Genomic DNA, 26436 nt, shown 5'->3' on the forward strand with positions numbered 1-26436 from the left:
TTTTGCAATTACATAAATTGATTGGAAGTTAGGTAATTGTTTACAAGTGATTATTTGGTGGTTAAGGTAAATGCATTGAATATAGGAACATTGTCGGTTTATAAAACGGCAAATGTCATAGACCGAGTTGTTATACACCAAGGATTATTTATGAGTATGCAGGATGCAATTGATAGCGTTTCAATTAACAAGTTCCATATAGAGGGAATCGTTCGAGTTCCATTTCCAACCTCTGTAATCAACTCTAACAGAAACAAAATAATTAAGGCTTTTGAAGTAAGGGGCTTTAAAGGTGAGCTTCGTATTGGAGGAGGATTTGATGGAAATGGTAACGAGCATGTACTCTATGATTTAAATAAAATGGAACCTACTGAAGCTTTTCAGTGGGTTAAAGATCATTCCCACGAAACTGAGTAGCCATATAAAAAGTTGCTAAATGGACAAAAACAGTTGGCTTTTTGCTCCTGCCTCGCTAATTTTAGTCAGCTATTTTATTATCGGTTAGCAAAGCGTTATCCACCAATGGAGCAATCATGTCAGAGTATGTAAATCCTGTAGAAGACCTTGTTCATAGTACTTTGAGAATTGAATGTGAAACGGCGCAGGGAGTTAGCTCCGGTTCTGGTTACTTCTATGCTTTTTTAGAAGAAAAAGACGGCCATCATGTTCCTTGTATCGTAACAAATAAGCATGTAATTAAAGGGGCTACAAAAGGTAAGTTTTTCCTATCAGTAAAAAATGACGATGGCAAACCCGATCTAGGAAAGCATTTCCCTATAGTTTTCAATGATTTCGAGTCGATGTGGGTCGGCCACCCTGCTCCAAATGTTGATTTAGCAATATTCCCTCTAGGTCCTATCTTTCATGAAGCTGGCCAAAAAGGTATTAAACTTCACTATGTTATGCTTGGAAAAAATGTCAAGGCTGATGAAGGTTTACTTAAAACTCTTCCTACGATGGAGGAAATAATAATGATCGGTTATCCAAATGGAATATGGGATGAGAAACATAACCTACCCATTATTAGAAAAGGGATTACAGCAACTCATCCTAGGCTTCCTTACAATGGTGAGCCAGAGTTCATGATTGATGCTGCATGCTTTCCAGGTTCAAGTGGCTCTCCTGTTTTTTTAGCTAATATAGGTAGCTTTGTTAATGATACTGGTGCTCTCTGTGCTGGTACTCGTATAGCTTTACTCGGTACACTGTATGCTGGCCCACAACATACAGCTACGGGGGAAGTTCGAGTTGTAAATGTACCTACAGCAAATAAGCCTATATCGATATCAACAATTCCAAATAATTTAGGCTTAGTTATTCATGTAAATAAACTTGATGATTTTGAACCGATACTAAAAAAATTAGTTGATCAGCAGTAAAAAATAGCATAATGAATGGTTAGATCCATCAATCGTATTTTTAGCACTGTTCATAGTGCTAAATCTTCCCCAGTTCCTGTCTTACACCTCAAAATTCTCAAAGTACTCTTTTTGCAATTCTATAGTGAGTGCTTTAGGGCGAATGCCTTGTACTAGGCTGTATACTTCTTCTTTTGTGTAACCTGCCGAATTTAAAATAAGCGCAGCGACCAACCCTGTGCGGCCAGTGCCGCCTTTGCAATGTATGGCAATGGTTTGTTTGTGTTGTATGGCCTGTAATATGTCGATTTTGTGGGTGTTCCATCTTGATATAAAAGGCTGTTTTGGTGCTTCGTCGTCATTTATAGGTAAATGAAACCAGGTTATATCGTGTTTTTTGCACTCATTATTAATTGTTTCTACGTTGTTTTTTTCAAGCTCCTTTTGCGGCATAAGTGAAAGCAGCATGTGAGTTTTAGCAGCTTTTAATGTAGCGATTGAATCAGCTAGGTTTTGTGTTTTTGTGCCTGGGCAAGGCGTAAAAATAATATTTGCGCCGTTATTGAGTGATAAAACATCGTACGGATGCGCGCTCATGGTAAGTCCTTTATTTTTAATGAATTTGCTTTAATAAGCTCACTATAGCGTGTTTTAGTTACAAGTTTAAGATTGAATAATAAGCATAAATGCTAGATACTGTTTTTATATACAGTCATGGCGATATTATGAAAAAAGAATTACCAGCAAAATACTATTTAGCGCATTTTAGAGAGCTTATTGAGTTTGTAACAAGTAAATGTATGCATTTACTTGAGCCCAAACACAGCGAATTTATTAGTAAAATTAATCAGCTAGATGAGCAAAGCCAATGCATGTTGGCGCGTGTGTACTCGCGAAAGCCTTATTTAGTGCAGGCGCAATCGCTTAATTATGAAGAAATAACATCGCCGCATCAGGCTATTTATACGCTAAAAAAAGCGGGTATTTTATTTGAGCCAAACGAGCAGCATTATTCGCAGCTTTTAGCGCACTTAACTAAGCCTTCTTTGGTTGAGTTGTTAAGTAATTACAGTGAGCAAATAAGCTTTAAAAAGAGCGCCGCTAAAGGCGCGCTGGTTGATATTGCACGTGAGTTTTTTAAAACATGCCCACAAGAGCTTGCGCCACTTTATAGCCAGTATGTAATTAATAACCGCAGTGATTACTACGAGTATTTTGAGTTTTTATTTGCAGGTAAACTAAGCAGTGGAGATGTGAATCATCAAAACCGTTTTGTAATGCGTGACTTAGGCTTAACCGCTACGCGCGAAGGACACAGCGAGAGCTTGTCGCGTTTTGAAACACTTGACGAAGCGCAATCAAACTATTTATTAAACCGTTACCGGTTAGCATTTAAAAATATTACAGATGAGAGCGACTATGTTGCTTTAGCGTCGCAGGTTTTAGTGCAAGCTGCACATGGTGCAATTGCCGTTGTATTAAAAAACAAACTATTAGTTAGGCTTTATAGGCAGCTAAAAACAGTTGATAGCGAACTTGCTTTTAGTTTACTTGAAGGGTGCGTGGATGATAGCGAAGCACAAGAAATTCAAATAAGAGAGCAATACAGGCTTGGCAATAAAGAGTGGGTAAAAGCACGGTTAGAAGCCATTATCGAAAACCCACTTACTGATGATTTACTTTATTTTGCTGACGATTTTTTAATGCGTAAGTTTAATAAAAAAACACGTTCGCGTTTAAGTGCCATGCTTGCCGACACTCAGTGCGTGCTAGAAATAGATGAACTGTACCGAGGTGAAGTAGAGCAGGGCGTAAACGATTATTATACTCGCCAAGGTATGGCTGTATTTAATACCGAAAACACGCTTTGGCAAAGTTTGTTTGGTTTAGTATTTTGGCACGAGTTATTTGTGGAGTCGCCTTATCCGCCATGCAATGAGTTTGATATTTATCCGCAAGTATTAAGGCTTGGTAATTTTTATGAAGCGCAGCAAACACAGATAAACGAGCGCTTAGCTCAGTGCCAAACGTCGCAAGCATTACTTAATTTAGTATGCAAAAATGCAGCGCAATACTTTGATCAGCCCAATGGCTTATTTAGATGGCGCAGCAATTTATTAGAGCCACTAGAGGCGCTTATTTTAAACAGCCCACTTGAGGCATTAATTACTCATTTAACGGCTATGAGTAAACATTATTTACAGCTAAAAGACGGCTACCCCGACTTAATGGTTATTAATAATGGCCAAGTACATTTTGAAGAAGTAAAAGCCCCGGGCGATAAGCTTAGGCGCAACCAATTAACCACCATTGATAATTTAAAAAATGTGGGCTTTACAGTACATATTGCTGCAGTTAAGTGGTTTGTAGACCCTAACCGTATTTACAGCGTGGTTGATATAGAAACCACGGGTGGCTTAAAAGGCGGTAACCGGATTACCGAAATTGGCATAGTTAAAGTGCAGCACGGTAAAGTAATTGATACTTGGACGACACTTATTAATCCGCAGCGCCATATCCCCGGGTTTATTACTAAGCTAACCGGCATAAGCGATGGCATGGTTTACAACGCGCCTGTATTTGCCGATATAGCCAAGCCTCTACTAGATAAACTTGCAGGCAGTATTTTTGTAGCCCATAACGTGAACTTTGATTACGGTTTTATTAAAAAAGAATGCGAGATTGCAGGGCACTTTTTTAAAATGCCAAAAATGTGCACCGTGGTTGAATCGCGCAGAGCGTTTAAAGGGTTAAAGTCGTATTCGCTTGGTAACCTTAGCGCGCATTTTAATTTAAATTTAACCAGCCATCACCGCGCATTGGCCGACGCAACCGCCACTGCCGAGCTGTTATTGCTGATACAAAATAGTGAAACGCAAACGCCGTAGGGTATTGGCTTACCTTTAAGTATTTGAAATTTAGTTAATAAGTGATTTTATTGTAATTTTTTAATTTATTTTGGAATAAAGTGTTTTTGTAAATCGTCTTCTTTATGTCAATCCGACAAACTAGAGGACAAAACAATGACTAAATTAAATAAAATTGTAAGCGTAATGATGTTAAGCGGTGTGTGTACTTTTACAGGTGCAGTGCACGCCGCTGATATTGAACTATCTCAGTCAACGTCGGCGCAGCAACAAACATCTACATCTATTGCGCTTTCACAAAATGGTTTAACAGCCAGTGGTAGCAACGAGTCAAACGTATCTAACGATACACAAGTAACGGCTGATGATTCGCAAAACACAGATTCAACGGCGAATAACACGCAAACTCCAGTGCAAGAAAGCAGTGAGGCCGCAGAGCCTGCAAATACATTAGTTGCAGCTGGTAGCTCATCTTTAAATAATGCATTAAATGCATCGGCCTCGTCTTTAAATACCACAAGCATTACCACAGCCAATACAGCGCTCGATGCAACAGCGCAGCTAACCTCATCGGCGGGTAATTTAACAACCGCTGTGAGCCAGTCGTCATTACTTTCTGTTCCCTCTGAACAAGGCGCTCAGCCAGATACTACCGATACACCAGCCGATGCCTCTTTACTTTCAAATGTGGGTAGCGCAACCGATTCAGTAACACAAGCTGATGCAACTAATACGCTTAATGCGGGTGAGCTTACAAACCAATTAGCAATTACTAATACGGCTGCAAACTCAGTGAGTTCTGCACTTCAAATGGGTGATGCAATTAACACCAGTAATGAAGTAGTAAGCAGTGTTCAGCAATCTTTAATTGCCAGTGTGCAAGACAGTACGGTTAGTAGTTTACAAAGCACGGTACAGCAAAGTGTTAGCGGGCAGGTAAGTGCGGCGGTTACTGATCAAATTAATAACGATGTAGCACTTAGCACTGCAAGTGAAGTAGTAACCAACATTACTAACGATTTAGACCTAGGCCTTTAATACGCCGCGTGTTTGCACAAATGCCGAATAGGGAAACCTATTCGGCCTGTTGGAGAATAAATATGAAAGCAGTTATAACCGCCACATTGTGTGTTTTTAGTGCCCAAGCGGTGCTTGCACAAACCAACCACGTTAAAACACCTGAGCAAAATAAACCCTTTAAAAGTAGCTTTGAGCTAAATGCAGATGCAGAAGTTGGGGTATTGAGCAATTCAGCGCTCTCTGTTCAGGAGCTTGACGATATTTCGTCACAAAGCGACAGTGGCATAAAAACCGCAGCCGGTGTTAATGCAAAATGGCAATTAACCAAAGGCGCCAAATTAACCTCAAGCTATCGGTTTGAACAACAAGACTACGATGAATTTGATCAATACGATTTAGACCTTCATCAATATGGTTTAGATGGCAGCTACAGCTTTAATAGCCATGAGCTAGGGGTTCGTTACGATGGCGCAAAAGCAAATGTAGATGGCGAAACATTTTTACATTTTAATCAAGCTAGTGCTTACTATGGCCACTTTTTAAACCCACATACGTATTTGCGTATGAGCATAAAAACCAAAGCTAAACGTTTTGCTACTGCAAAAGCACGTAATGCCGATGGTGTAGGTGCCGATGTAGCGCTTTATCATTTTATAAATAATGGCCAAACCATGCTAATGGCAACGCTAAGTGCTGATAAAGAAAACGCCGACGACAACCAATACGACTTTAACGGCTACGGCTTTACTACTAAAGTTACGCACAAATTTACGGCCTTTAATGTGGCTAACAAAGTAGGGGCTGGCTGGCGTTATCAAAATAAAGATTACGATGAGCAAACAACGGATGATTTTTTTGAGCAAATACCGTCGCGAGATGAGCACCGAAATGTAGTTAATGCGTTTTATAACCTAGCTGTGTTTGAGCACGTAACACTCATAGCCGAGGCTGAATATGGCGATTATCAATCAAAGCTTAGTAGTAATACCTATACGCAATCGGTTTTATCGGCGTCAGTTAAAGTGCACTTTTAGGTGGGTAAATGGCGCCATAACCAAAGGTGGTGTCTTTGCCTTGCTCGCCTAAATCGACGACCAGCGATGTAAGCTCGTTAAGTGCTTTGGTTTTATTATTCCCATGCTTTAACAATAAACAACTTAATGCCGCGCTTACATGCGGCGCCGCCATTGACGTACCCGACTCCCTCCCAAATTTTCCATTGCCTTGGCTTGTAACAACATTTACACCAAGGGCTGCAAAGTCTATGTAATCGCCTTTATTTGACCATCTATAAATGTGGTTTTTTGAATCAATAGCACTTACCGCTATCACGCTTTTATACGCGCCTGGGTATAACGGCTGCGACGCCGGCCCTTGGTTACCCGCAGCAGCTACAATTAATACGTTTTGTTTTAATGCTGCAGTAATACTTGCTTCTAAAATTGCGTTATTTGGCCCTGTTAGGCTCATATTTATTACGGGGATTTTATTACTAACTAGCCAGTTAAGTGCCTCTACTATGGCAAATAATGTAGCCCCTTGTGCATATTCAGATTGCCTATAAAACACCTCGGCACTGTATAGCTCTGCACTGCTTAAAAGCGGGCTGAGCATTACTCCTTTACCTGTAATTAACCCCGCTATGGCGGTGCCGTGTAAATTTGGCGAGCTTAACCCTTTAGGTAAAAAGCTTTGCGTGGTGATATTTGCGCCTTTAAAAGCGTTGTGTTTGGTATTAATTGCGCTGTCGATCATGCCAATTTTTACGCTTTGTGTGCAGTAAGGAGCAACAGGCTTATTTGGTGTTACTTTCACGCTAGGCTCGCCTGTTTGCGCTTGGTAAATGTGGTTTCGGTCAAGTATTGCAGACTCATCTAAGTTAAGTGCTTTTAATAACTCACTTTTAGAGTTAACACCTTGGGGTACATTAAAGCGCACTAAGCTCATGTTAAGTGCGTTGTAATTTTTTACCGATACAATGGTTACATTTTGCTGCTTTAGGGTATTAAGTTGTTGGCTATTTGCCATTAATAACCATTGGCGCTCTATTGCTCTAAAGCCGTTTTCAAGCTCTACTTCAACAAATGCGGTGTTTTGGCTATTTATATTAATGTTAAGCACATTGGGTAAGCTGCTAATTGGCTCACTAATTTGCGCTTTTAGTTCATCAATCGATATTTGTGGAACAGGCACCGGAAGCGGCAGGCGCTGTGCTCGCTCTATAGTTTGCTCAATACGCTGCTCTATTGGGTTTAGCTGCCCAAGCACCTGATCGACTCTTACTATATTGGCTGAACTCGTTGCGCTAAATATACAAAGCGAAGCGGCTATTATGTGTTTAACGCGTGTGTTTTTAATATTCATAGTGGGTTACTTTTATTAAATTTATCATGCTAGTTAGTTAACGTTTAACACATAAAAATATTTCATTATTCAAATTATTTTGATTATTTTGATTATTTGGGAATAAATGTTTTTTTGAATCGTCTTCTTTATAAAAGGGGTAAAAATCAATGAACGAAACTATAAAAACCTTATTGCCCATGCTTAGGCGTTTTGCCTATTCGCTAACGGGTAGTAAAGCAGATGCAGACGATGTAGTGCAAATAACAATTGAAAAACTATTAGTAAAAGGCATTCCAGATGACGTTGAGCCTGCTAAATGGGCGTTTAAAATTTGCCGCAATGTGTGGATAGACGAATACCGCTCACGCAAGGTAAGGCAAAATACGGCCCAGGCCGATATATTACCAGAGCCAATTACAAGTAATGAGCACCAAACACTCGAAAACAAACAAATACTTAAAAATGTAAATACAGCACTTGGGCAATTACCCGAAGAGCAACGCGCCATCGTATCGCTGGTGGCAGTGCAGGGCATGGCCTATAAAGACGTAGCACATACGCTAGATATACCTATAGGCAGTGTAATGAGTAAATTATCACGAGCACGCAGTACACTTTATAACTTAATAAAACCCGACTTTAAAAAGGAGCAAGTATGAACATTAACGACGAAACACTTAGCGCCTTTTTAGACTCAGAGCTAAGCGAGCACGAAATGGAACAAGTGCGTAAAGCCCTTGAAACCGATGATGAACTAGTAATGCGACTTGCAGAGCTAAGCGAAGTAGACATGCGAGTGAAAGAGCACGCAACAAGTATTGACGACGCCCCCCTTAGTGAGTCATTAGCTAAAACGGTTGCAAAGCTTGATATAGCAACGACAAAAAACACGTTAAACAGTAATGTAGTAACGTTAACGCCTTGGCAAAAGGTTAAGCAATCGGCTAATAAAAGTATAGCAATAGCAGCAAGCGTAGCTGTGGTATTTGGTATTGCAATGACGAGCTATTTACAACCCAGTGAGGCGCAAAACTTAGTAGCCAGCAATACAGCTTCAGCCCTTAATACGCAGCTAAGTAGTGGTGTGTTTGAGCAAAGTGATGGCTCAGTATTTAGCGCACAGCTAAGTTTTAAAAATCAGCAAGGTGAGCTTTGTAGGCAGTATGCACTAAGCTCAAATAATACAACGCAAACAAGCATTGCTTGTAAAACGCAAAGCGGTTGGCAAATTAAAGCGCAAACAGCTACGCAGCAAAGTAACAATGGCGCGCAATATCAAACGGCGTCTAATAACAGTGACTTAGATGCTGTTATAGATAGCATGATCAGCGGCGCACCACTCGATAGAGCGCAAGAGCAGCAAGCAATTAGCGCAAAGTGGCAGTTAAACAAATAATAATGTGTATAAAACGAGGTGAACTATGAAAACATCTATTTTAATTATCAGTATTTTACTTATGGCGGGCTGTGCATCTAAACCTGATTATCGCGCCGCAAATAATGGCTCACAAGGTTACAGCGAGCAAAAAATTAGCGACGATCAATACCGAGTAGAGTTTAAAAGCGTATCAAATAATGTAGCCGATGCCGGTGACTATGCATTATTACGCGCGGCTGAGCTTACCCAAGCACAAGGCTACGATTGGTTTGTTGTAACCAACAAAGAAACCTTTGTTGAGTCTAAATCGCAAGCTCCCGCGTCATCTATTAGTGCATCACAAAGCCAGCAATATGAGCGAAGCTGTGGTTTATTAACCTGCGAAACTCGTGCACGCCCAACAAGCAGCGTAGGCGTACAGGTAAGTAACAATGATAAACGCAAAGAAGTGCACACCTTAATTGATATTAAAATGGGCAAAGGGATAAAGCCAAGCGACAACAGTTTTAGCGCCCAAGACTTAATTGAAAACTTAAGCAAAAAGGCGCAAAAGTAAGCTTTTTTGGTAAAAGCGCTTGATATAAGCACTTAGCTTGTTTTAGCTAAGTGCTTTTTTCGTGGTAAAAATCCAGTAACCAGCATAGTGCCCACAATGACAAATAATGCGCCTAATAATGTATTTGGCCCAACTTGCTCATCTAAAATTAAATGCCCCCAAAAAATGCCAAATAGCGGAATTAAAAAAGTGACTGTTAACGCCGAGGTAGGGCCTATATCTTCGATTAATTTAAAAAATAAAATATAAGCAAGTGCGGTACATACTACGCCCAGTACTAATACACCTAGCATAATATTGGTGCTTGGTATTTCTCGTATTGGCATAAATAAGATAAGCGGTAATACCATAAAGCTTGAAGCCCACATTGAGCCATGGGCGTTATCGAATGGGGGCAGTTTAGGCGCGTTTTTAGTGTAATGCGATGCAATGGCATAGCAAAGTGATGCGCTTAATGCTGCTACAATGGCCAAAATTGATTGGCTATTTAACACAAAATGATTTTGCCCAACCAAAATAACTACGCCAATTAAACCCAGCAGTAAACCAATCACCATACTTTTATTGGGCTTTGTTTTTGTCCATAAAATTCCAACAACAACACCCCACATTGGTGTTGTAGAATTTAAAATTGAGAGTGTGGATGCGCTAATAGTTTGGGCTGCGTAAGCAAAAAATAAAAACGGCAGAGCAGAGTTAAACGCGCCTATTATAAAAAAGTGTTTTGTGTGCTCAGTAAACGCCAAGCGGCGTTTTAAGTACAGCGCCACAATAAAGAGGGTGAGTGCGGCAAAGCCAACTCTAAATTCTATTAACACCGCTGGGCCTAAGCTGTTAGCTGCCATTCGCATAAATAAAAATGACGCGCCCCAAATTGCAGCCAGAAAAAATAACCGAAGTAAACTTGCTAAGCTCATGATAGTATTTTAATTATACAAACAGGATTACACAATAGCAGGCTTTGCAAAGAGTGTAAGCCAGATTCGGTACTCGCATATAAAAATAATAAAGGACTAGTTATGGCTAAATGTATATCGGTTGCAGCAATTTTGGCTGTAGGTTTATTAGGTGGGTGTGGGTCGACCCCTGTTAGCCTATACAGCGACAATACAATGAAGAAAAAAGAATACAATGGTATTAATACCAATCCGCAATAATACTTAATCATTTTGCGGGGCTAAACGTGTCGCTACCTGCGTTAAAAAATTTTCATTTAGAACAACTAAATAGCGAATTTTTTGCCTAGCTATCAACAAGTTTCTCCATCCTCAAAATAGATTACTTAATTAAGCGAATTGGTATAAAGCGTATAAAAAGGGGCTGTACGAGCAAGCTTTTTATGATTTAAAAGAGCCGGCAGCACTTGGCTATAAAAGTGCACAATATACGTTGGCATTCATGTTTTTAAAAGGCCAATACTTGGAGCAATCTACTAAACTCGGAATGGGCTGGCTAGGTGTTGCAAAAGAAGAGGGGTTGAGAATTGGTCTGCGCAATACGATGCATTTTACAGTGCAGCGACTACGCAGCAAAAACAACAAATAGACGAAACAGTTGAGTTGTATATAACGCAATTTGGCGTTAAAGCACAAAATATGACCTGTCGGCGTTCAACTTCGCCTAGACGTACATTTGGTGAAGTTAAATGTAGTAGCTCACATCTAATCTGACAGTAAACGCAAATAGTTTAGACTTTATCTGACAAGCAGCTATGAGCGAATAACGGGCGGCCTCTCTAGCGCATTTTTGTAAAATTATCAGTTACAGTCTCGTTAGCTGGAAAGCCTCTAAATTCTAATAGCAACCGTCTTGCAGTGGTAGAGTTCCAAAAAAGCAAAGTTTATATTTAAAGAGGATTACTTTTTATCCACTTTTTCAAGTGGTCAATGAAGTTCTTAACTATTATCGATTGGTTTTTCCTAGAAGGATATAACAGGTTAATTGAAATTGAGGGGTCGCATTCCCAGTCCTCCAAAATAACCTTTAAGCGCTCTTGAGCAACACTTTCTTTAATGTGCCAATCTGACAAAAGCGCGATACCGTGGTCTAATTCCACCATACTCAAAACGCTGTCTCCTAAGCTAGAAGAAAAGGCAGGGTTTAACTTAACTGTTTTCCGTTCACCTTCTCTAATGAATGACCAATTAGTTTCATTACCAACGGTTAATAAAGTATGCTCTGTTAAATATTCAGGTGAATGTGGCACTCCTCTCTTTTCTAAATAACTCGGCGTTGCACATAAGACTCTCTTTGTATCGGATAGCTTTTGACCTATTAACGATGAGTCCCGCGAAGGGCCATGCCTAACAGCTAAATCAACACCTTGTTCAGTTAAATTTACCAAGCTGTCAGTAGAAATGATTTCAATATTAACTTGCGGGAAATTTTTTAAAAAGCTGCTAATCACAGGTAATAAATAGCTTTGCGTAAAAGAAGCCGACGCAGTTATTTTTATTTTTCCTTTTAACGTATTAGTTGGGTCAAGGTCATGTTTAATCTCATCACTAATACTTAACAGTCTTTGTGCATGGTTATATAGCTTCTCACCTGTAAATGTCGGACTAAGAGTCCGAGTTGTTCTATAAAATAATTTCGCACTCAGTCTGTTTTCGAGCGCTATCAACCTTTTACTTACTGCCGCAGCCGTTAGATTGTGAGCATCAGCAGCCATTCGGATAGATTTGAGTTCAAAAATCGTACTGAATATCTTCAGCTCTTCTATGGAATCAATCACATTATCAACCTTTCGGAATTAATCATTAAACCTTTGGTGTGTTTCTGGTAGTTAATTATGTTGATAACATCACTTTCGTCAATAACAAAGAGGTAAATTTTATGAAAGCAATTGCAATTAATGGTCATGGTGATGTTGATGTTCTACACGAAATCGAAGTTGATGCACCAAAACCAAAACGTGGTCATGTCGTAATTGATGTAAAAGCGACAAGTGTGAATCCTGTAGATACTAAAATCCGTAAAGGCAGTGAAGGTACTGCTGGTATGGTTTACCCTGCAATCCTTCACATGGATGTATCGGGTGTAATCAGTGAAGTTGGTGAAGGTGTAACTAACTTCAAAGTTGGTGATGAAGTGTATGGTTGTGTCGGTGGTATTGTTGGCATTCCAGGTACTCTAGCTGATAAGGTTGAAGCTGACGCTGTATTATTAGCACACAAACCTAAAACGCTTAGCTTTGGTGAAGCGGCTAGCTTGCCTTTAGTAGCAATTACCGCTTGGGAAGCAATTATTGGTCGAGCTGAAATCCAGCCGAGCGATAAAGTTTTAGTTCATGGTGGTACAGGTGGTGTAGGCCACATCGGTCTACAGCTTGCGAAAGCGCTAGGTGCACATGTTACAACGACTGTTGTAGATGAAGAACGCGCAGAAATTGCAAAACAATTGGGTGCAGACGAAACGGTTCTATTCCCTAAAGAAGAACCAAAGGAATATGTTGAAAGATTAACCAATGGTCATGGTTTCGATACTGTATTTGATACAGTGGGTGGGCCAGTTCTGCAAAACTCACTAATCGCTGCAAAACTGAAAGGGCATGTTATTTCTACAATTGGTTATGCTGATTATAACTTAACTGAAATGCACTTTAAGGCTCTTAGGTTAGATCTTGTATTTATGGCGATTTCGATTATTCACAATATCGATAGAGATACTCACGGTGACATTCTACGCCGACTTGCTGGGCTTGTAGATAAAGGCCAAGTTAAACCTTTGATTGATAGTGTTTTCCCTTTCACTTTGGATGGAGTTAAAGCTGCTCACTCTCGTCTAGAGTCAGGATTAGCTACAGGCAAAATCGTCATTGAGCGTTAATTCTCTCTTCTTGAACTAAAGGCTGTGTTAGCAGCCTTATACACCAAAATAGAGGTTAAAAATGAACAATGAAGTTATGATTGTTGTGGATATCCTATGTGAAACACAGCATTACAACACCGTTTTAAACGCAATTTATAAGTGCGCAAGTGAAAGTGTGCTTGAAGATGGGTGCGAGCGTTATGATGTTTACCCTGATACGAATGGTTCACAAAAGATCACATTGGTTGAAATGTGGCGTGACATAGATTCTTTAGAACAACATAAGAGTCTGCCGCATTATCTTCAATTACAAGCCTCATTAGAAGATAGAGTGCTATCAGTCGATATTCAAACAGCTCGTGTGTTTTAAGGTTTGTGATAAATGAAGTATCTTCACACAATGCTGCGCATATCAGATATTGAAGCATCACTGAGGTTTTTCTGTGAAGGTTTAGGGTTGAAGATTCTTAAAAGGAAAGACTACTTTAAAGATAAGTTCACTCTAATCTTTTTAGCTGCACCAGGTGATGAAAGCGCTCAAATTGAACTTACGTATAACTGGGATCCTGATTCTCTATATTCTGGACGAAACTTTGGGCACATAGCATACAGGGTTCAAAACATATATGAGACATGCGCTCATTTACAGGCACTAGGTATCGAAATAAATAGACCTCCTAGAGACGGTCACATGGCCTTTGTACGCTCCCCAGATGATATTTCAGTCGAGTTGTTACAAGCAGGTGAGCCGCTACCACAAGCTGAGCCTTGGGCTTCAATGCCAAATATTGGTAGTTGGTAAAGTATTAAATATGTAACCAACGAGTCCGTTGGTTAAATTTGTATGAGAAAGATATTATGAAATTTCTATTATTATTCATGACGCTAGTTTTCGCTGCCCCAAGCTTTGCTGCGGATAAAGTCCTTTTCGTATTGACTAGCCACAATAAGATGGGTTCGTTAGATATGAAAACTGGATTTTGGCTAGGTGAATTAACGCACCCTTATTATGTTCTTGCTGATGCAGGCTTTGAAGTTGATGTTGCTAGCATTGAAGGTGGAATGGCACCAATAGACCCTGAAAGTCTAGATTTTTCAGACGAAGATAATGCTAGGTTTATCAATGATAAAAAACTTATGGCTTCAATTATAAACACCATAGCAATTGAAGATGTAAACAGTGAAGATTATCAAGCGGTAGTTTATGCAGGAGGACACGGAACAATGTGGGACTTCTCGAACAATGAACTTATCAATAAGTTAACCGCTTCAATATATGAAAGAGGCGGTGTTGTAAGTGCTATTTGCCACGGGCCAGCTGCTTTTACAGATGTAAAACTTAGTAACGGACAATACGTCGTTGAAGGAAAAAAATTAGCTGCGTTTACTAACGAAGAAGAGTCAAATATTGGACTAACAGATGTGGTTCCGTTTTCACTACAGGATACTTTAATTTCTAGAGGTGCAAAGCACATCTATGGTGCAGCGTGGGTAGAAAATGTAGTGAATGATAAGCGAGTAATTACTGGTCAAAACCCACAATCTGCTCGAAAAGTTGGTGAAGAAATTCTGTCCGAACTAAAAGATATCAAATCGATTAATTCTAAGAGCTTTATTAATTAGTGGGTTGTAAGTGAAATGCTAATAAAGAATTGGAAGTAGCACCTAGTGAAAAATATCTTAATATTAAATGGCGGAAAAAGTTTCGCTCACTCTAAAGGTGAACTGAATAGTTCCCTTGCAGCCTTTGCTGAAAACTTCTTTAGACAGAGAAACTGCAATATTAGTAATACGACTATCGATAAAGGTTATGATGTTGATGAAGAAATATCTAAATGGCTATGGGCAGATTTGGTAATATTTCAGATGCCAGCATGGTGGATGGGGCCTCCATGGACTGTGAAAAAGTACATGGACGAGGTTTTCACCGCCGGACACGGGAAGTTGTATGAAAGTGACGGTAGGTCTAGAAGTGATAGTTCAAAGAACTATGGCTCTGGCGGCTTACTTCAAGGTAAAAAATACTTGCTTTCTGTTACGTGGAACGCCCCAATGGAAGCTTTCATTGATAATGAGCAGTTCTTCGAAGGGGTCGGGATAGATGGTGTGTATTTGCCAGTGCACAAAGCAAATCAGTTTTTAGGAATGGAGCCACTAGAAACTTTTATTTGTAGTGATGTCATGAAAAACCCAAAAATTCAAGCTGATATGGAACGGTACAAACTACACTTAGAGGATGCAATTGTAAATCTGATTTGGTAGTTTTAAGTGTTTCAAACAGCTTTACTCAGTGGACTTTTTGTCCCCTTATAACACCATATACATATGTTATATGGTGTTTTATGTAGATAGCTTCTGATCTTTCCCAAAATAAACACAGCGACTTTGAGTCAACACATATACAACTGTCAGATTCGATTGAGTTCTATTATTCGAATCTGACAGGTCAAGTTAAGATTTATTCAAGAAAATTGATTGCACTAAGCACGAAGGTAGCGTTACCGAGCACGACATACAAATAATAGAATAGAGTTATGACTTTTCTAGCTTCTTTTCAAAGTCGCTTTTAACTATTTCAAGTGCTTTAAGTACTTCTTCTGGAGCAACATCGTGTTGCTCTAGTATCATAATTAAATCTACTGCAAGTTTCATATGTGTAGGGGCTTGATCAAGTGGACTTGTCATTTAACTCTTTCTTTTTTGATATTTGGCTAATGGCAACATTTATTGCTGTTTGTACACGTTGTTCCATATGTATGCGTTCTGATTGCGGTAAATAAAACGCCATATCTACATCGTAGCGAATATATCGTGGTGGGAGCTGATTTAGTACCGTACAACAAAAGTCAGCCATTACATCTTCATCATATTTTTCATCAAGTTTAAGTTTGATAACTTCCTCGACTACAATCTTTTCGTAATAGTTGTGTATGTCTTCGTGTAATCGCATATTCCCACCGCTTTAAAATAATCAGTTTAATTGAGTCTATACTATGGCTTGCTATAAATCGATAGCGGCTTTAAATAGTTGTTTATGAACATTAATTAGTGAGCTCAAATTACGCTGATAACCTCCGCCTAGGCCGCACATTAGTGGGATTTGGTGTTGCTTACAAAAGTTGAGAGTAAAAAAGTCGCGTTTATATACGCCATCTAGTGATACTTCAAACAAGCCTAACTCGTCTTTTGTGTAAATATCAGCACCTGCATTATACAAAATAATATCGGGGTTATGAATACGCACGCAAAAATCGAGTGCTTGCTCTAATGTAGCAAGGTACTCAGCGTCGGTTGTTTTAGCGGGCAATGCAAAATCGTAGGTGGACTCTTGTTTATTACGAGGAAAATTTTGTTCACAATGAATTGAGCAGGTAATAATTTGGTCATGGTTTTGAGTGATTTGTGCTGTGCCATCGCCTTGGTGTACGTCGCAATCAAAAATTAAAACAGTGTCGGCTTGCTCTGTATTTATTAAATGTGCTGCTGCAATAGCTAGATCGTTAAAAATACAAAAACCGCTGCCGTAATCACTGTATGCATGATGATAGCCACCACTTAAATTAGCCGAAAAACCATGTTTTAGCGCGTGTTCACTACTTTGGATGCTTGCCCCAACTGATAGTAATGTGCGCTCTACCAATTCATTTGAATAAGGAAAGCCCATTTTTTTTATGGCTTTATTGCTAAGAGTCCCATTTAAAAAGTCATCTATATAACGTTGGCTATGACATAGCGAAAGTTGAGATTTGGTTGCTTTTTTAGGCTCTTGAAAGTGAATAGCCGAAACACCTAGGTTTTCTATTTCTGTTTTAAGTAACTTATACTTTTGAATAGGGAATCGATGACGTTCTGGGAGTATAAGGTCTGAATACAATGGATGATAATAAAGCTGCATAGTAAAGTGCGCCTTAACGCAGCTGCTGTTTTTCTACTTGTTGAATTTTATCTTCGGTGGCAGAAATTGCTTTTCTGCAGCGGCCTAATCGAGCGTGTGTGCTTAATATTTCAAGGTTAAGCTTTTGTGCTTTAGCAGGCGAGGCTTTATCCATTTGCATTTTTCGCTCTTCAATCATGAGCACTAAACGGCGTTCAAACTCATGGTTTTGTTTTAATTCGTCGTAAAGCTCATGGGATGATTGCATTATTTTTTGCACAGCTTGCTTATAAACGGTTTGCTTAGGGCGTGGTTTATAATGGCTTTTGTTTTCTTTAACCCAAATAGGGGTAGATTTAATAACATTGAATACAGCTTGTATTTGAGCTGCAATACGTTCAAGCGCGTAGGTATAAGCATGGCGATGCTCGCTTGGCGGTAACCTCGAAACTTCATCTTCTATTTCTATTACGTAATCGACTAGGTTCATGCTTTTGGTACTAAAAACTGCGCGGTCAAACAAGCTAGGTTGTGCTTGCATGTAACGATTTTTAGAAAAAAGTTTAGCTTTATCAAATTGCTCAGCTTGTTGTTTTAGCGTTGCAACTTGTTGGCGTAGTTTATCTAAAGCCATTGAATGCATATTAAAAGTAAGCCTCGTAAATTAGTTTTAATGCTAAAAGTATAACCATAGTATTAAATACTGGGCGAATAAATTTGCTACCAAAACGTATTGCTGAATGCGCCCCAAACCATGCGCCTAGCATAATAAAAAAGCCCATTGTTATGCCAAGTAAAAAGTTTACATGGCCGAGTGCAACAAAGGTAATTAAAGATATAAAGTTAGACACAAAATTCATTGAACGCGCTAAACCACAGTTGAGTAGCAGGTTCATTTTGTAAAGCATGCCATTAGAAGCAGTCCAAAATGTACCCGTACCTGGGCCTGCTAAACCATCAAAAAAGCCTAATGCTAAACCTTGTAGCCATTGTTTTATTTTCATCGCTTTGTTTAGTTTAGGAAGTTCATCGCCTTCGGTGGTGCTTAAATTACCAAATAAGCTATAGCCAGCAACTAAAATAATAATAATGGGGAGTAGTTTGTTTAAAAAATCGATACTTAAATGATCAACAATAACAGTACCTATCAATGCACCTATTGCGGTAGCAATAATGGAGGCTGCCCAAAACTTAGGACTAAATAAGTTCTTTTTATAGTATGTATAGCTTGCCGTTAACGAGCCAAAGCTAGCCGCTAATTTATTGGTGCCTAATGTTAAATGTGGAGGTAAGCCAGCAGTTAATAAAGCGGGTACAGTTAACATGCCACCGCCACCGGCGATAGCGTCTATAAAACCTGCGGCAAGTGCAACAGCACATAAAACAGCCCAGGTTGTTGGATCGAGTGCGAGTTCAAACATTAATAATCTATTTGTCTTTTAAAAGGTGGTAGGGTGTCGAGCATGGCTTTACCGTATCGCTTAGTAACTAAGCGTCTATCGAGAATAGTAATACAGCCTTCATCACTCTCTTTTCGCAGCAGTCTACCACAGCTTTGTACCAATTTCTTTGCGGCATCTGGCACGGTAATCGTTAAAAACGGGTTACCACCTTTGCTTTGTACAAATTCTGCTTGCGCTTCTTCTATTGGCGAAGTAGGTACAGCAAACGGAATTTTAGTAATTATTAGGTTCTCTAAATATTTACCTGGTAAATCAAGACCTTCCGAAAGGCTCTGGGTTCCAAATAAAATACTGCCTTTGCCTTCGTCTACATTTTTAGTGTGTAATTTAAGCAATGCTTCTCGCGACATCTCACCTTGTACTAATAAGTTAAAACCTTTTGTTCTAAGAAACTTTGTTACGTGGTCCATTTGCCAGTAAGAAGCGAATAGTACAAGGTTCGCTTTTTTATCATTTAGGTACTCTGGTAAAGTTTTAGCTAGGTGATCACTAAAGTCTTTATCGGTAGGTTCTACTTTAGATACCGGAATACGTAAAGTGGCTTGTTTTGGGTAATCAAAAGGAGAAGGTACTTTAATAAATTTAACGCCTTCTTCTTTAGCAAGTCCTGTTTCGTAAGCAAAGTGATCAAACGAGCCCAGTGCACTTAATGTCGCAGAGCACAAAACAGCGCCCGCGCATTCTCGCCACAATTTATCTTTTAAGTAATAACCGACCTCGATAGGGCAGTCGCTTAATAAGTGGTCGTGATGGCTTTTATATTCAAGACGTTTTATCCACCGTGCATGGGGAGCACCTTCGCCTTTTTTTGCGTAACTAAACCATAGTTTGTTTAGTTGCTCTAAGCGGTTTATGTATTGACCGCTTTCGCCTAGTATTGGGTCGGCAACGTAAGGTTTTATGTCGCCGTCGCTTACATCTTGGGTAAGGGTGTCGTGCATTTTGTTTAAACAGCGCAGCGCATCTTGCGTGGCTTCGCTTATGTCTTTTGCTTTACTGTGCAGCGATTGTGGAATTTCACCGTGCTCAAAGCGATAAGTATCGTCTTTCGAATATTCAAAGTCAGCATTATCGAGAATATCGCGAACTACTTTTAAATCTTTATTCGCGTCATTAATACTGTCGCAAAGTTTAAAGTTTTGGCCAATGGCTCTTTGCCCCACTAAAACCTTTGCCATTTTTCCGCTAAACTTGGTGAGCTTATCAAGCCATTCTATTGTACCTTTAATTGTTGCTGCGGCCGATGAAAAGTCGCGTGTTATATGTGCTAAATGATGCGCTTCATCAATTATATAAATGGTGTTGTCGGGCTCGGGTAAAATTTTACCGCCGCCTAAGTCTAAATCAGCTAGTAATAAAGAGTGATTAATTACCAGCACATCCATTTGCATTAATTGATTACGAGCAAGCTGAAACGGACACGTTTGATGGGCCTTCATTTGGCGTTGGCATGAATGTTTATCGCACGCTATTAAGTTCCATACTCTGTCGGGTACAGTATCGGCCCAGCTGTCTCTATCGCCTTGCCATTTTTTATTCACATATGCGTTATATAGCTCATTCAAACACTTGGTTTCCATTGCGCTCAATGGTGAAGTAAGCGTTGGCATAAAGTCCATTTGTGTTTGACTATCGCCGTTTACAGCATTATGTAATTTGTGAGCGCAAATATAACGATGGCGACCTTTTACCAAATCAAATTTAAAGTCGAGGCCTGAATGCTTTTTAAAAAATGGGAGCTCTTTTGCTATTAATTGTTCTTGCAGTGCAACGGTTGCGGTAGAAATAACTAGCTTCTTTTTTTGCGCTAAGGCAAGAGGCAACGCGCCTAAACAATAGGCAAGAGACTTACCGGTACCGGTGCCTGCTTCAATTACGCAAATGCGCTGCTTTTTATGGTATTCGCCAGCAAGTGTTTTTGCTATTTCGGCTACAAGATAATTTTGACTGCTACGAGGGCGATAATCTTTTAGGTTACTAGCCACATGCTGGTGTACTTGCCTAATTGTTTTTTTTAGTGAGTCAGAAAGCATGGGATGATTTACCTAAAGTATGTATATAATTACAGTGCTATGGATTTTAGAGTTATAAGAGTGTAACTACAAGAAGTGATGAGATTAATTTAGCAAATAAAGTATCTGAGTGTTTATTTAGGTTGGATGTATGGTTTTAAAGCATTTTGAATTAAGTAAAAACTTACATATATATGTATAAGGTTTAGTAATAGTGTACTTAACAGACGGTTTTATTGTTTCTTCTCATGCGTATGATACTGCAAGCGGCATATGCTACGAAGCATGGTTTTGCAGTGACAAAGGGCCTATAAAAACAGTATCAGCTAACGAGAATGCGCTGTTTTTTATTAAAAGCAAAGATGCTGAAATAGCGCATAAAATATTAGCCGCTGAATCACTTATCTTTAATGTTAAAAGTCTTAGACTAAAAAACTTTCAGCAAGAAGAAATGTCGGCTTGTTATTTCAACTCACTAAAACATTTTTATTCTGCTGCTAAAGCTTTAAAGCAACGTGGAGTTGTATTATTTGAAGAAGATATTCGACCAATAGAGCGTTATTTAATGGAGCGCTTTATAAAAGGAGGAGCTTGGATAACGGGTAATGTTTTTTATCAAAATGGTTATACATTAGTATCAGAGGCAAAATTAAAAGCAAATGACGAGTATTCCCCAGCCCTTAATAAGCTCTCTTTAGACATTGAATGTAACGAAAGTGGCGTTTTGTTTTCTGTTGGACTTGTGGGCTGCAATCTAGACTGTGTTTTAATGATTGGCGAGCCAGATAGGGAAACTGAAAACCTTGAGTTTGATATTATTTGGTGTGTAGATGAGGCTGAGCTGTTAAGGGGGGTAGAGCATTTTATTAAGCTTAGCGATCCTGATGTCATAATTGGCTGGAATGTAATTGAGTTCGATTTTTCGGTTATTCATGAAAGAGCTGAAGCACTAGGCATTAAGTTATTACTGGGTAGGGAAGATCAACCTTTATATGTTCGAAAAGGACACTTTACTCGAGTATCGATTCCCGGGCGATGTGTGGTTGATGGAATAGACACATTAAAAAACGGTACATATAGTTTTGAGAGTTTTTCTCTAGCTAATGTTTCAAATCAAGTGTTGGGTGAGTCCAAATTAATCGACACGGCTAATAGTCTGCAGGAAATTATTAGGCAATTTAATGAAGATAAGCTTTCTTTAGCAAAATATAATCGACAAGATTGTATTTTGGTAAATAAAATTTTTGATAAATTAAAGCTACTCGACTTTTCTATTATAAGAACAAAGCTCACAGGGCTAGAGCTTGAAAAAAAGGGCGGCTCTGTCGCTGCTTTTATCAATATGTATTTACCAATGCTGCATCGCAGCGGTTATGTTGCTCCTAATATGGGCGATCATGGGCTTACATTTGAAAGCCCTGGTGGTTATGTAATGGAGTCTATTCCTGGGCTTTATAAAAATGTCATTGTTTTAGATTTTAAAAGCTTGTACCCCAGTATTATGCAAACTTTCTACATTGATCCACTCGGACTGATAGAAGGTTTAAAAAATCCAAACCATAGTGTGCAGGGTTTTAATGAAGCCCTATTCTCGCGCGATAAACATCACTTACCTTTATTAATTAAAAGCTTAGCCTCACAAAGACAGCTCGCCAAAGACAATCAAGATCAAATGCTTTCTCAAGCAATTAAAATAATAATGAATAGCTTATATGGTGTTTTAGGCTCAAAAGGATGCAGGTTTTACGATCCCAGGTTATCTAGCTCTATTACATTAAGAGGGCACGAAATAATGCTACAAACTAAAAAATGGATAGAAGAGCTTGGCTATAGCGTTATTTATGGTGATACCGATTCTACATTTATTAAGCTGGACGATGATTTAACTCACGACGAGTGTAATGAGATTGGCGTGTTTTTAGCTAAAAAGATAACTACAGATTGGATTAACGAGATTAAACAAACGCATAACTTAACAAGTCATTTAGAAATAGAATTTGAATCTCTTTATAGCCCTTTCTTTTTGCCAACCATAAGGGGGAAGCTAGTTGGCTCTAAAAAGCGCTATGTCGGTAAATTAATTAAACCAAACGAATCAAAACTAGTATTTAAAGGATTAGAAACAGTAAGAAGTGATTGGACTAAACTTGCTCAACAGTTCCAGTTCGAACTATTTACTAGTCTTTTTGATGGAAAATTGAGCATAAATGACCTTGTTAAAGACTATACAACAAAGTTATACCAAGGTGATTTTGATCATTTACTCGTTTTTAAGAAGAGACTAGGTCAAAACTTAATCGATTATAAGAAAAATATCCCCCCTCATGTTCAAGCAGTTAAAAAACACCAGAAAAAAAATAGTGAATTTACAGTTAATAGAGGTGAATTTGTTACATTCGTTTACACCACAAGCGGAGTTGAACTGTATCAAGGCTTTCATAGCTATGACTATGCAACTTATTTAGAAAAGCAGATTGTACCGCTAATTGAAATGGTCGATCTTATTTCGAACTACAATGTTTATTTTGGGTTAAATTATCAGGATGAGCTTTTTTAATAATACCCAAAATAGCAACGCTGTGGTGTTTTTATCTTCTAAATCTTCTTAAACTTCCTTTTTATTGCGTTATTTATTCTTTTCTGCAAAATCCTGTTAACTTTTGTTGGCTTTTCAATGTTTTTTGTTTATTATTTGCCTTAGTTACTGTTAAAAATCTGTAACAATAAAATAAATAATGATTGCTACTATTAAGTAGTGACACCAGGGAGAATCAAATGTTAAATAATCAAGTAGCTAAAGCGGTGCGTATCGCACTTGCTTTTAGCGCAGCCTCAACAGCTGCTTTTTCAGCAAGCTCTTTTGCAGCTGAAGATGAAATCGAAAAAGTAGAACGTATTCAAGTCACCGGTTCTAGAATTAAAAGAACTGACTTAGAAACATCTAGCCCTGTAACAGTAATGACTGCAGAAGAAATCAAGCTAAGTGGTTTTACTCGTGTTGAAGATGTTTTAAACCAACTTCCGCAAATAGAAGCCGCTCAAAGCTCATTCTTAGCTAATGGCGCAACAGGTACTGCAACTGTTGATTTACGTGGTTTAGGCTCAAACAGAACTCTAGTGTTAATAAATGGTCGCAGAATGCAGGCTGGTAGTATTACCTCTCAAGTTGCTGACATTAACCAAATTCCAGCCTCTTTAATCAAACGCGTTGATGTACTAACAGGTGGCGCAGCTGCAGTATACGGTGCAGATGCCGTTGCTGGTGTTGTTAACTTTGTTATGGATGATGAGTTTGATGGTATTTCACTAAATGTGGGCTCATCAGGCTTTCAGCACAACAACGATAACAAGTACATGCAAGGTTTGATGGATGACAAAGGTTATGACTACGATACAGGTAATACTGGAATCGATGGTAAAGCTTATAGCATCGATTTTACTGTTGGTGGTGGATTTGATGGTGGTAAAGGTCATGCCGTAGGTTATGTTACTTATAACCGTCAAAACGAATTAGTACAAGGTACTCGAGACTATTCATCGTGTGCTTTAGGTGGCAATGGCCAGTCATGTAGTGGTTCTGCTACTACTCCAAATCCTCATTTTGATATTTACCCGGTTGTAGACGGTGAAGTTGATTACGATCAGAATCTTTTTGGTTATTTGAACCCAAATGGCCAAGGTTTTATGGAAGATGATGGCTACCGTTATAACTTTGCACCGGTAAACCATTTTTTACGTCCAAATGAGCGCTTTACGTTTGGTACATTTATTGATTATGAAATAAATGAACACTTTAGACCATATTTAGAATTTTCATTTATGCACAACAGAACAGCAGGCCAAATCGCTGAATCTGGTACTTTTTATAACGAAGAAATTCTATTCGATTATAACAACCCGTTATTATCTGATCTTCAAAAAGAACAACTACAAACGTTATTTGGCCAAGGCAGCGATGATCAATTCGTTGCATACATTGGTAAACGTAACGTTGAAGGTGGTCCGCGAGAGGATAACCTTGAGCATACGTCATACAGAATATTGACAGGTATGGAAGGTGAGATTAACGATAGCTGGTCTTACGATATTAGCTATAACTACTCTGCAACAACGTCAAGCTCAGTTTATAAAAATGACTTACTTTCGCCAAAAATTGCTCCACGCGTTGGCGCTGTAGGTACAGAGTGTGATACTGAAGATGGTTGTTTGTTATATAACGTATTTGAATTAGATGGTGTTACCGCAGAGCAAGCTGCACAATTAGCTGGTGTTGGAACACAAACCGGTTTAGTAACACAGATTATTTACAGTGGTTACGTTACCGGTGAATTTGATTGGAGCCTACCTTCTGCATCAGCTCCTATCGCTGCAGTATTCGGTTTTGAACGTCGTGAGCAAGATTACGAACGTGTTTCAGATACGGTATACGAAGAAGGTCAACTGTTAGGTCAAGGTGGTCCATCTCCAAGTTTGTACGGTGCTATTGATGTAAATGAAGTTTATGGTGAATTGCAAATTCCTGTACTTGACGAGTTAAATGTATCAGCCGCTGCTCGCTGGTCTGATTATTCAACAACAGGTTCAGATACTACATACTCAATTGGTACAGATTACACGATTGCAGATGCATACAAATTAAGAGCAAGTTATGCAAAAGTTGTGCGTGCACCAAATGTTGGTGAGTTATTCTCTGCACAAAGTATTAGCTTATGGAGTGGTGCGGATTCGTGTTCAGGCGATACCCCTGTATTCTCACAAAGTCAATGTGCTAATACAGGCGTAAGTGCTTCACAATACGGCGGTATTGGTGAGTCTCCAGCGGGTCAGTATAACCAGTTCGCGGGTGGTAATCAGTTACTAGAACCAGAAGAAGGCGATACAATTACTATCGGTTTAGTTGCAAATCCATTAGATGGATTTAACTTCTCAATTGATTACTTCAAGATTGAAATTGAAAAAGTAATTGGTGTTGTAGGTGCAGAAAGAATTATCAATAACTGTGCTGAAACAGGCGATGCCTTCTTCTGTGACAATGTTACTCGTAGCCCATCTGGTAGCTTATGGTTAGGTCAAGCTGGTTTTGTTACAAACTTGAGCGATAACATTGGCGGCCAAACATGGGAAGGTGTTGACTTTACAGCAGCTTACAAAATGGATTTAGAAGAAGGCGCATTAAACTTTGATATTAATGGTTACTACAGCATTCAAAAAGAAGTTGAACCTATTTTAGGTGATGCGGATTTAGCTTATGACTGTTCAGGAACTATTAGTACTGACTGTTTCGCATCTCCAAAATGGCGTCACACAGCTAATGTAAATTACTTACGTGATGATTGGCGTGTAGGTGTTAAATGGCGTTACTACGGTACTGTAGACTATGAAGGAACTGCAGATACGTTGTTAATTGATGATGGTGGTATTGAAGCATATAACTTTATTGATGTTTCTGGCAGCTACTCATACAACGAGCACTTAACCTTTACTGGCGGTATGAATAATATCTTCGATAAAGAGCCACCGTTAGTTGGTAATACTGTATCTTCTAATGCAAACACAGTTGCAGGTTTTTATGACACGCTAGGTCGCTTTGTTCATGTAAGCTTTAATCTGAAGTTCTAACTTTAAGTTACAGCTAAATAAAACCCATAGTGAATTTCACTATGGGTTTTTTAATTTAAAGCTATTAACTGTATTAGTGTGATTAATAAGAAATCAATCACCCATCGAATTTGCTCTAAATGAGATACTCGCC

Annotated in this window: 26 protein-coding genes and 1 pseudogene; 17 read left to right on the plus strand and 10 right to left on the minus strand. The window is 39.0% G+C overall.

Translation table 11 applies throughout. The features are described from left to right. The first annotated feature begins 36 nt into the window (after positions 1-36). A complete protein-coding gene (locus H5118_RS14485) occupies positions 37-417 on the plus strand; it encodes a hypothetical protein (protein WP_182749237.1) in 381 nt (126 codons plus the stop codon). Between the two features lie 116 nt (positions 418-533). Next, positions 534-1379, plus strand: coding sequence for a serine protease (locus tag H5118_RS14490; protein ID WP_182749239.1), 846 nt, complete (start codon positions 534-536; stop codon positions 1377-1379). Between the two features lie 81 nt (positions 1380-1460). Here the strand turns inward: H5118_RS14490 and H5118_RS14495 are convergent, their stop codons facing one another. Next, positions 1461-1955, minus strand: coding sequence for a dual specificity protein phosphatase family protein (locus H5118_RS14495; RefSeq protein ID WP_182749241.1), 495 nt, complete (start codon positions 1953-1955; stop codon positions 1461-1463). A gap of 89 nt (positions 1956-2044) precedes the next feature. Between H5118_RS14495 and H5118_RS14500 the strand changes: the two genes are divergently transcribed. From H5118_RS14500 to H5118_RS14510, 3 genes are all read left to right on the plus strand, one after another. Beyond that, on the plus strand, positions 2045-4246 hold the full coding sequence (locus tag H5118_RS14500) for an exonuclease domain-containing protein (protein ID WP_182749243.1): 2202 nt from the start codon (positions 2045-2047) through the stop codon (positions 4244-4246). Positions 4247-4381: 135 nt separating this feature from the next. Beyond that, positions 4382-5263 carry a hypothetical protein gene (locus tag H5118_RS14505; RefSeq protein ID WP_182749245.1) on the plus strand — a complete coding sequence of 294 codons (882 nt, stop codon included), beginning with the start codon at positions 4382-4384 and terminating at the stop codon, positions 5261-5263. 62 nt (positions 5264-5325) lie between these two features. Beyond that, on the plus strand, positions 5326-6279 hold the full coding sequence (locus H5118_RS14510) for a surface lipoprotein assembly modifier (protein ID WP_182749247.1): 954 nt from the start codon (positions 5326-5328) through the stop codon (positions 6277-6279). Here the strand turns inward: H5118_RS14510 and H5118_RS14515 are convergent. Next, positions 6263-7609 (minus strand): S8 family serine peptidase, encoded by a 1347-nt coding sequence (locus tag H5118_RS14515; protein ID WP_182749248.1) that lies wholly within the window; start codon positions 7607-7609, stop codon positions 6263-6265. The genes H5118_RS14510 and H5118_RS14515 overlap by 17 nt on opposite strands. Before the next feature lie 149 nt (positions 7610-7758). Here H5118_RS14515 and H5118_RS14520 point away from each other — a divergent pair, with 149 nt between their 5' ends. From H5118_RS14520 to H5118_RS14530, 3 genes are read left to right on the plus strand one after another with little or no spacing between them, the layout of a single operon-like run. After that, positions 7759-8250, plus strand: coding sequence for an RNA polymerase sigma factor (locus H5118_RS14520; RefSeq protein WP_182749250.1), 492 nt, complete (start codon positions 7759-7761; stop codon positions 8248-8250). Beyond that, on the plus strand, positions 8247-8987 hold the full coding sequence (locus H5118_RS14525) for a hypothetical protein (RefSeq protein WP_182749252.1): 741 nt from the start codon (positions 8247-8249) through the stop codon (positions 8985-8987). Before H5118_RS14520 ends, H5118_RS14525 begins: the two co-directional genes overlap by 4 nt. A 25-nt stretch (positions 8988-9012) precedes the next feature. After that, on the plus strand, positions 9013-9525 hold the full coding sequence (locus tag H5118_RS14530) for a CC0125/CC1285 family lipoprotein (protein ID WP_002958265.1): 513 nt from the start codon (positions 9013-9015) through the stop codon (positions 9523-9525). Between the two features lie 32 nt (positions 9526-9557). On the opposite strand, the gene H5118_RS14535 is transcribed toward H5118_RS14530, so the two are convergent. After that, on the minus strand, positions 9558-10442 hold the full coding sequence (locus tag H5118_RS14535; RefSeq protein ID WP_182749254.1) for a DMT family transporter: 885 nt from the start codon (positions 10440-10442) through the stop codon (positions 9558-9560). A gap of 102 nt (positions 10443-10544) precedes the next feature. Between H5118_RS14535 and H5118_RS14540 the strand changes: the two genes are divergently transcribed. Further along, positions 10545-10682 (plus strand): hypothetical protein, encoded by a 138-nt coding sequence (locus H5118_RS14540; protein ID WP_002958262.1) that lies wholly within the window; start codon positions 10545-10547, stop codon positions 10680-10682. A 136-nt stretch (positions 10683-10818) separates the two neighbouring features. Further along, a pseudogene (locus H5118_RS20855) lies at positions 10819-11195 on the plus strand (sel1 repeat family protein); the annotation flags it as partial. Positions 11196-11371: 176 nt separating this feature from the next. On the opposite strand, the gene H5118_RS14545 reads toward H5118_RS20855, so the two are convergent. Beyond that, positions 11372-12259: a LysR family transcriptional regulator gene (locus H5118_RS14545; protein ID WP_182733825.1), complete on the minus strand. Its 888-nt coding sequence runs from the start codon at positions 12257-12259 to the stop codon at positions 11372-11374. A 101-nt stretch (positions 12260-12360) separates the two neighbouring features. Between H5118_RS14545 and H5118_RS14550 the strand changes: the two genes are divergently transcribed. The 5 genes from H5118_RS14550 (at position 12361) to H5118_RS14570 (ending at position 15597) form a co-directional block, all read left to right on the plus strand. Next, positions 12361-13353: a zinc-binding dehydrogenase gene (locus H5118_RS14550; protein ID WP_182693738.1), complete on the plus strand. Its 993-nt coding sequence runs from the start codon at positions 12361-12363 to the stop codon at positions 13351-13353. Positions 13354-13414: 61 nt separating this feature from the next. Beyond that, a complete protein-coding gene (locus H5118_RS14555) occupies positions 13415-13705 on the plus strand; it encodes a putative quinol monooxygenase (protein WP_182693737.1) in 291 nt (96 codons plus the stop codon). 12 nt (positions 13706-13717) lie between these two features. Beyond that, positions 13718-14137, plus strand: coding sequence for a VOC family protein (locus H5118_RS14560; RefSeq protein ID WP_182712605.1), 420 nt, complete (start codon positions 13718-13720; stop codon positions 14135-14137). A 56-nt stretch (positions 14138-14193) separates the two neighbouring features. Beyond that, on the plus strand, positions 14194-14958 hold the full coding sequence (locus H5118_RS14565; RefSeq protein ID WP_220486985.1) for a type 1 glutamine amidotransferase domain-containing protein: 765 nt from the start codon (positions 14194-14196) through the stop codon (positions 14956-14958). A 45-nt stretch (positions 14959-15003) separates the two neighbouring features. Beyond that, a complete protein-coding gene (locus H5118_RS14570; protein WP_182712604.1) occupies positions 15004-15597 on the plus strand; it encodes an NAD(P)H-dependent oxidoreductase in 594 nt (197 codons plus the stop codon). A 270-nt stretch (positions 15598-15867) separates the two neighbouring features. Here the strand turns inward: H5118_RS14570 and H5118_RS14575 are convergent, their stop codons facing one another. From H5118_RS14575 to dinG, 6 genes are read right to left on the minus strand one after another with little or no spacing between them, the layout of a single operon-like run. Next, entirely contained in the window at positions 15868-16020 is a 153-nt protein-coding gene (locus tag H5118_RS14575) for a DUF2496 domain-containing protein (protein ID WP_076914928.1), read from the minus strand. Next, a complete protein-coding gene (locus tag H5118_RS14580) occupies positions 16004-16285 on the minus strand; it encodes a late competence development ComFB family protein (RefSeq protein ID WP_002958257.1) in 282 nt (93 codons plus the stop codon). Before H5118_RS14580 ends, H5118_RS14575 begins: the two co-directional genes overlap by 17 nt. Before the next feature lie 51 nt (positions 16286-16336). Then, positions 16337-17230, minus strand: coding sequence for a histone deacetylase (locus H5118_RS14585; protein WP_182693839.1), 894 nt, complete (start codon positions 17228-17230; stop codon positions 16337-16339). A 13-nt stretch (positions 17231-17243) separates the two neighbouring features. Beyond that, positions 17244-17852: a primosomal replication protein gene (locus H5118_RS14590; protein ID WP_002958255.1), complete on the minus strand. Its 609-nt coding sequence runs from the start codon at positions 17850-17852 to the stop codon at positions 17244-17246. A gap of 1 nt (position 17853) precedes the next feature. Then, entirely contained in the window at positions 17854-18630 is a 777-nt protein-coding gene (locus H5118_RS14595; protein ID WP_002958254.1) for a TSUP family transporter, read from the minus strand. Beyond that, positions 18630-20705 carry an ATP-dependent DNA helicase DinG gene (gene dinG / locus H5118_RS14600; RefSeq protein WP_182749255.1) on the minus strand — a complete coding sequence of 692 codons (2076 nt, stop codon included), beginning with the start codon at positions 20703-20705 and terminating at the stop codon, positions 18630-18632. Before dinG ends, H5118_RS14595 begins: the two co-directional genes overlap by 1 nt. A 193-nt stretch (positions 20706-20898) precedes the next feature. Here dinG and H5118_RS14605 point away from each other — a divergent pair, with 193 nt between their 5' ends. Both H5118_RS14605 and H5118_RS14610 read left to right on the plus strand, forming a co-directional pair. Continuing rightward, entirely contained in the window at positions 20899-23241 is a 2343-nt protein-coding gene (locus H5118_RS14605; RefSeq protein ID WP_182749257.1) for a DNA polymerase II, read from the plus strand. Between the two features lie 218 nt (positions 23242-23459). Beyond that, complete coding sequence (locus tag H5118_RS14610) at positions 23460-26303, plus strand: TonB-dependent receptor domain-containing protein (RefSeq protein ID WP_182738939.1); 2844 nt, start codon at positions 23460-23462, stop codon at positions 26301-26303. Positions 26304-26436 lie beyond the last annotated feature (133 nt).

The organism is Pseudoalteromonas sp. SR41-1 (assembly GCF_014164015.1).
GTDB lineage: Bacteria > Pseudomonadota > Gammaproteobacteria > Enterobacterales > Alteromonadaceae > Pseudoalteromonas > Pseudoalteromonas distincta.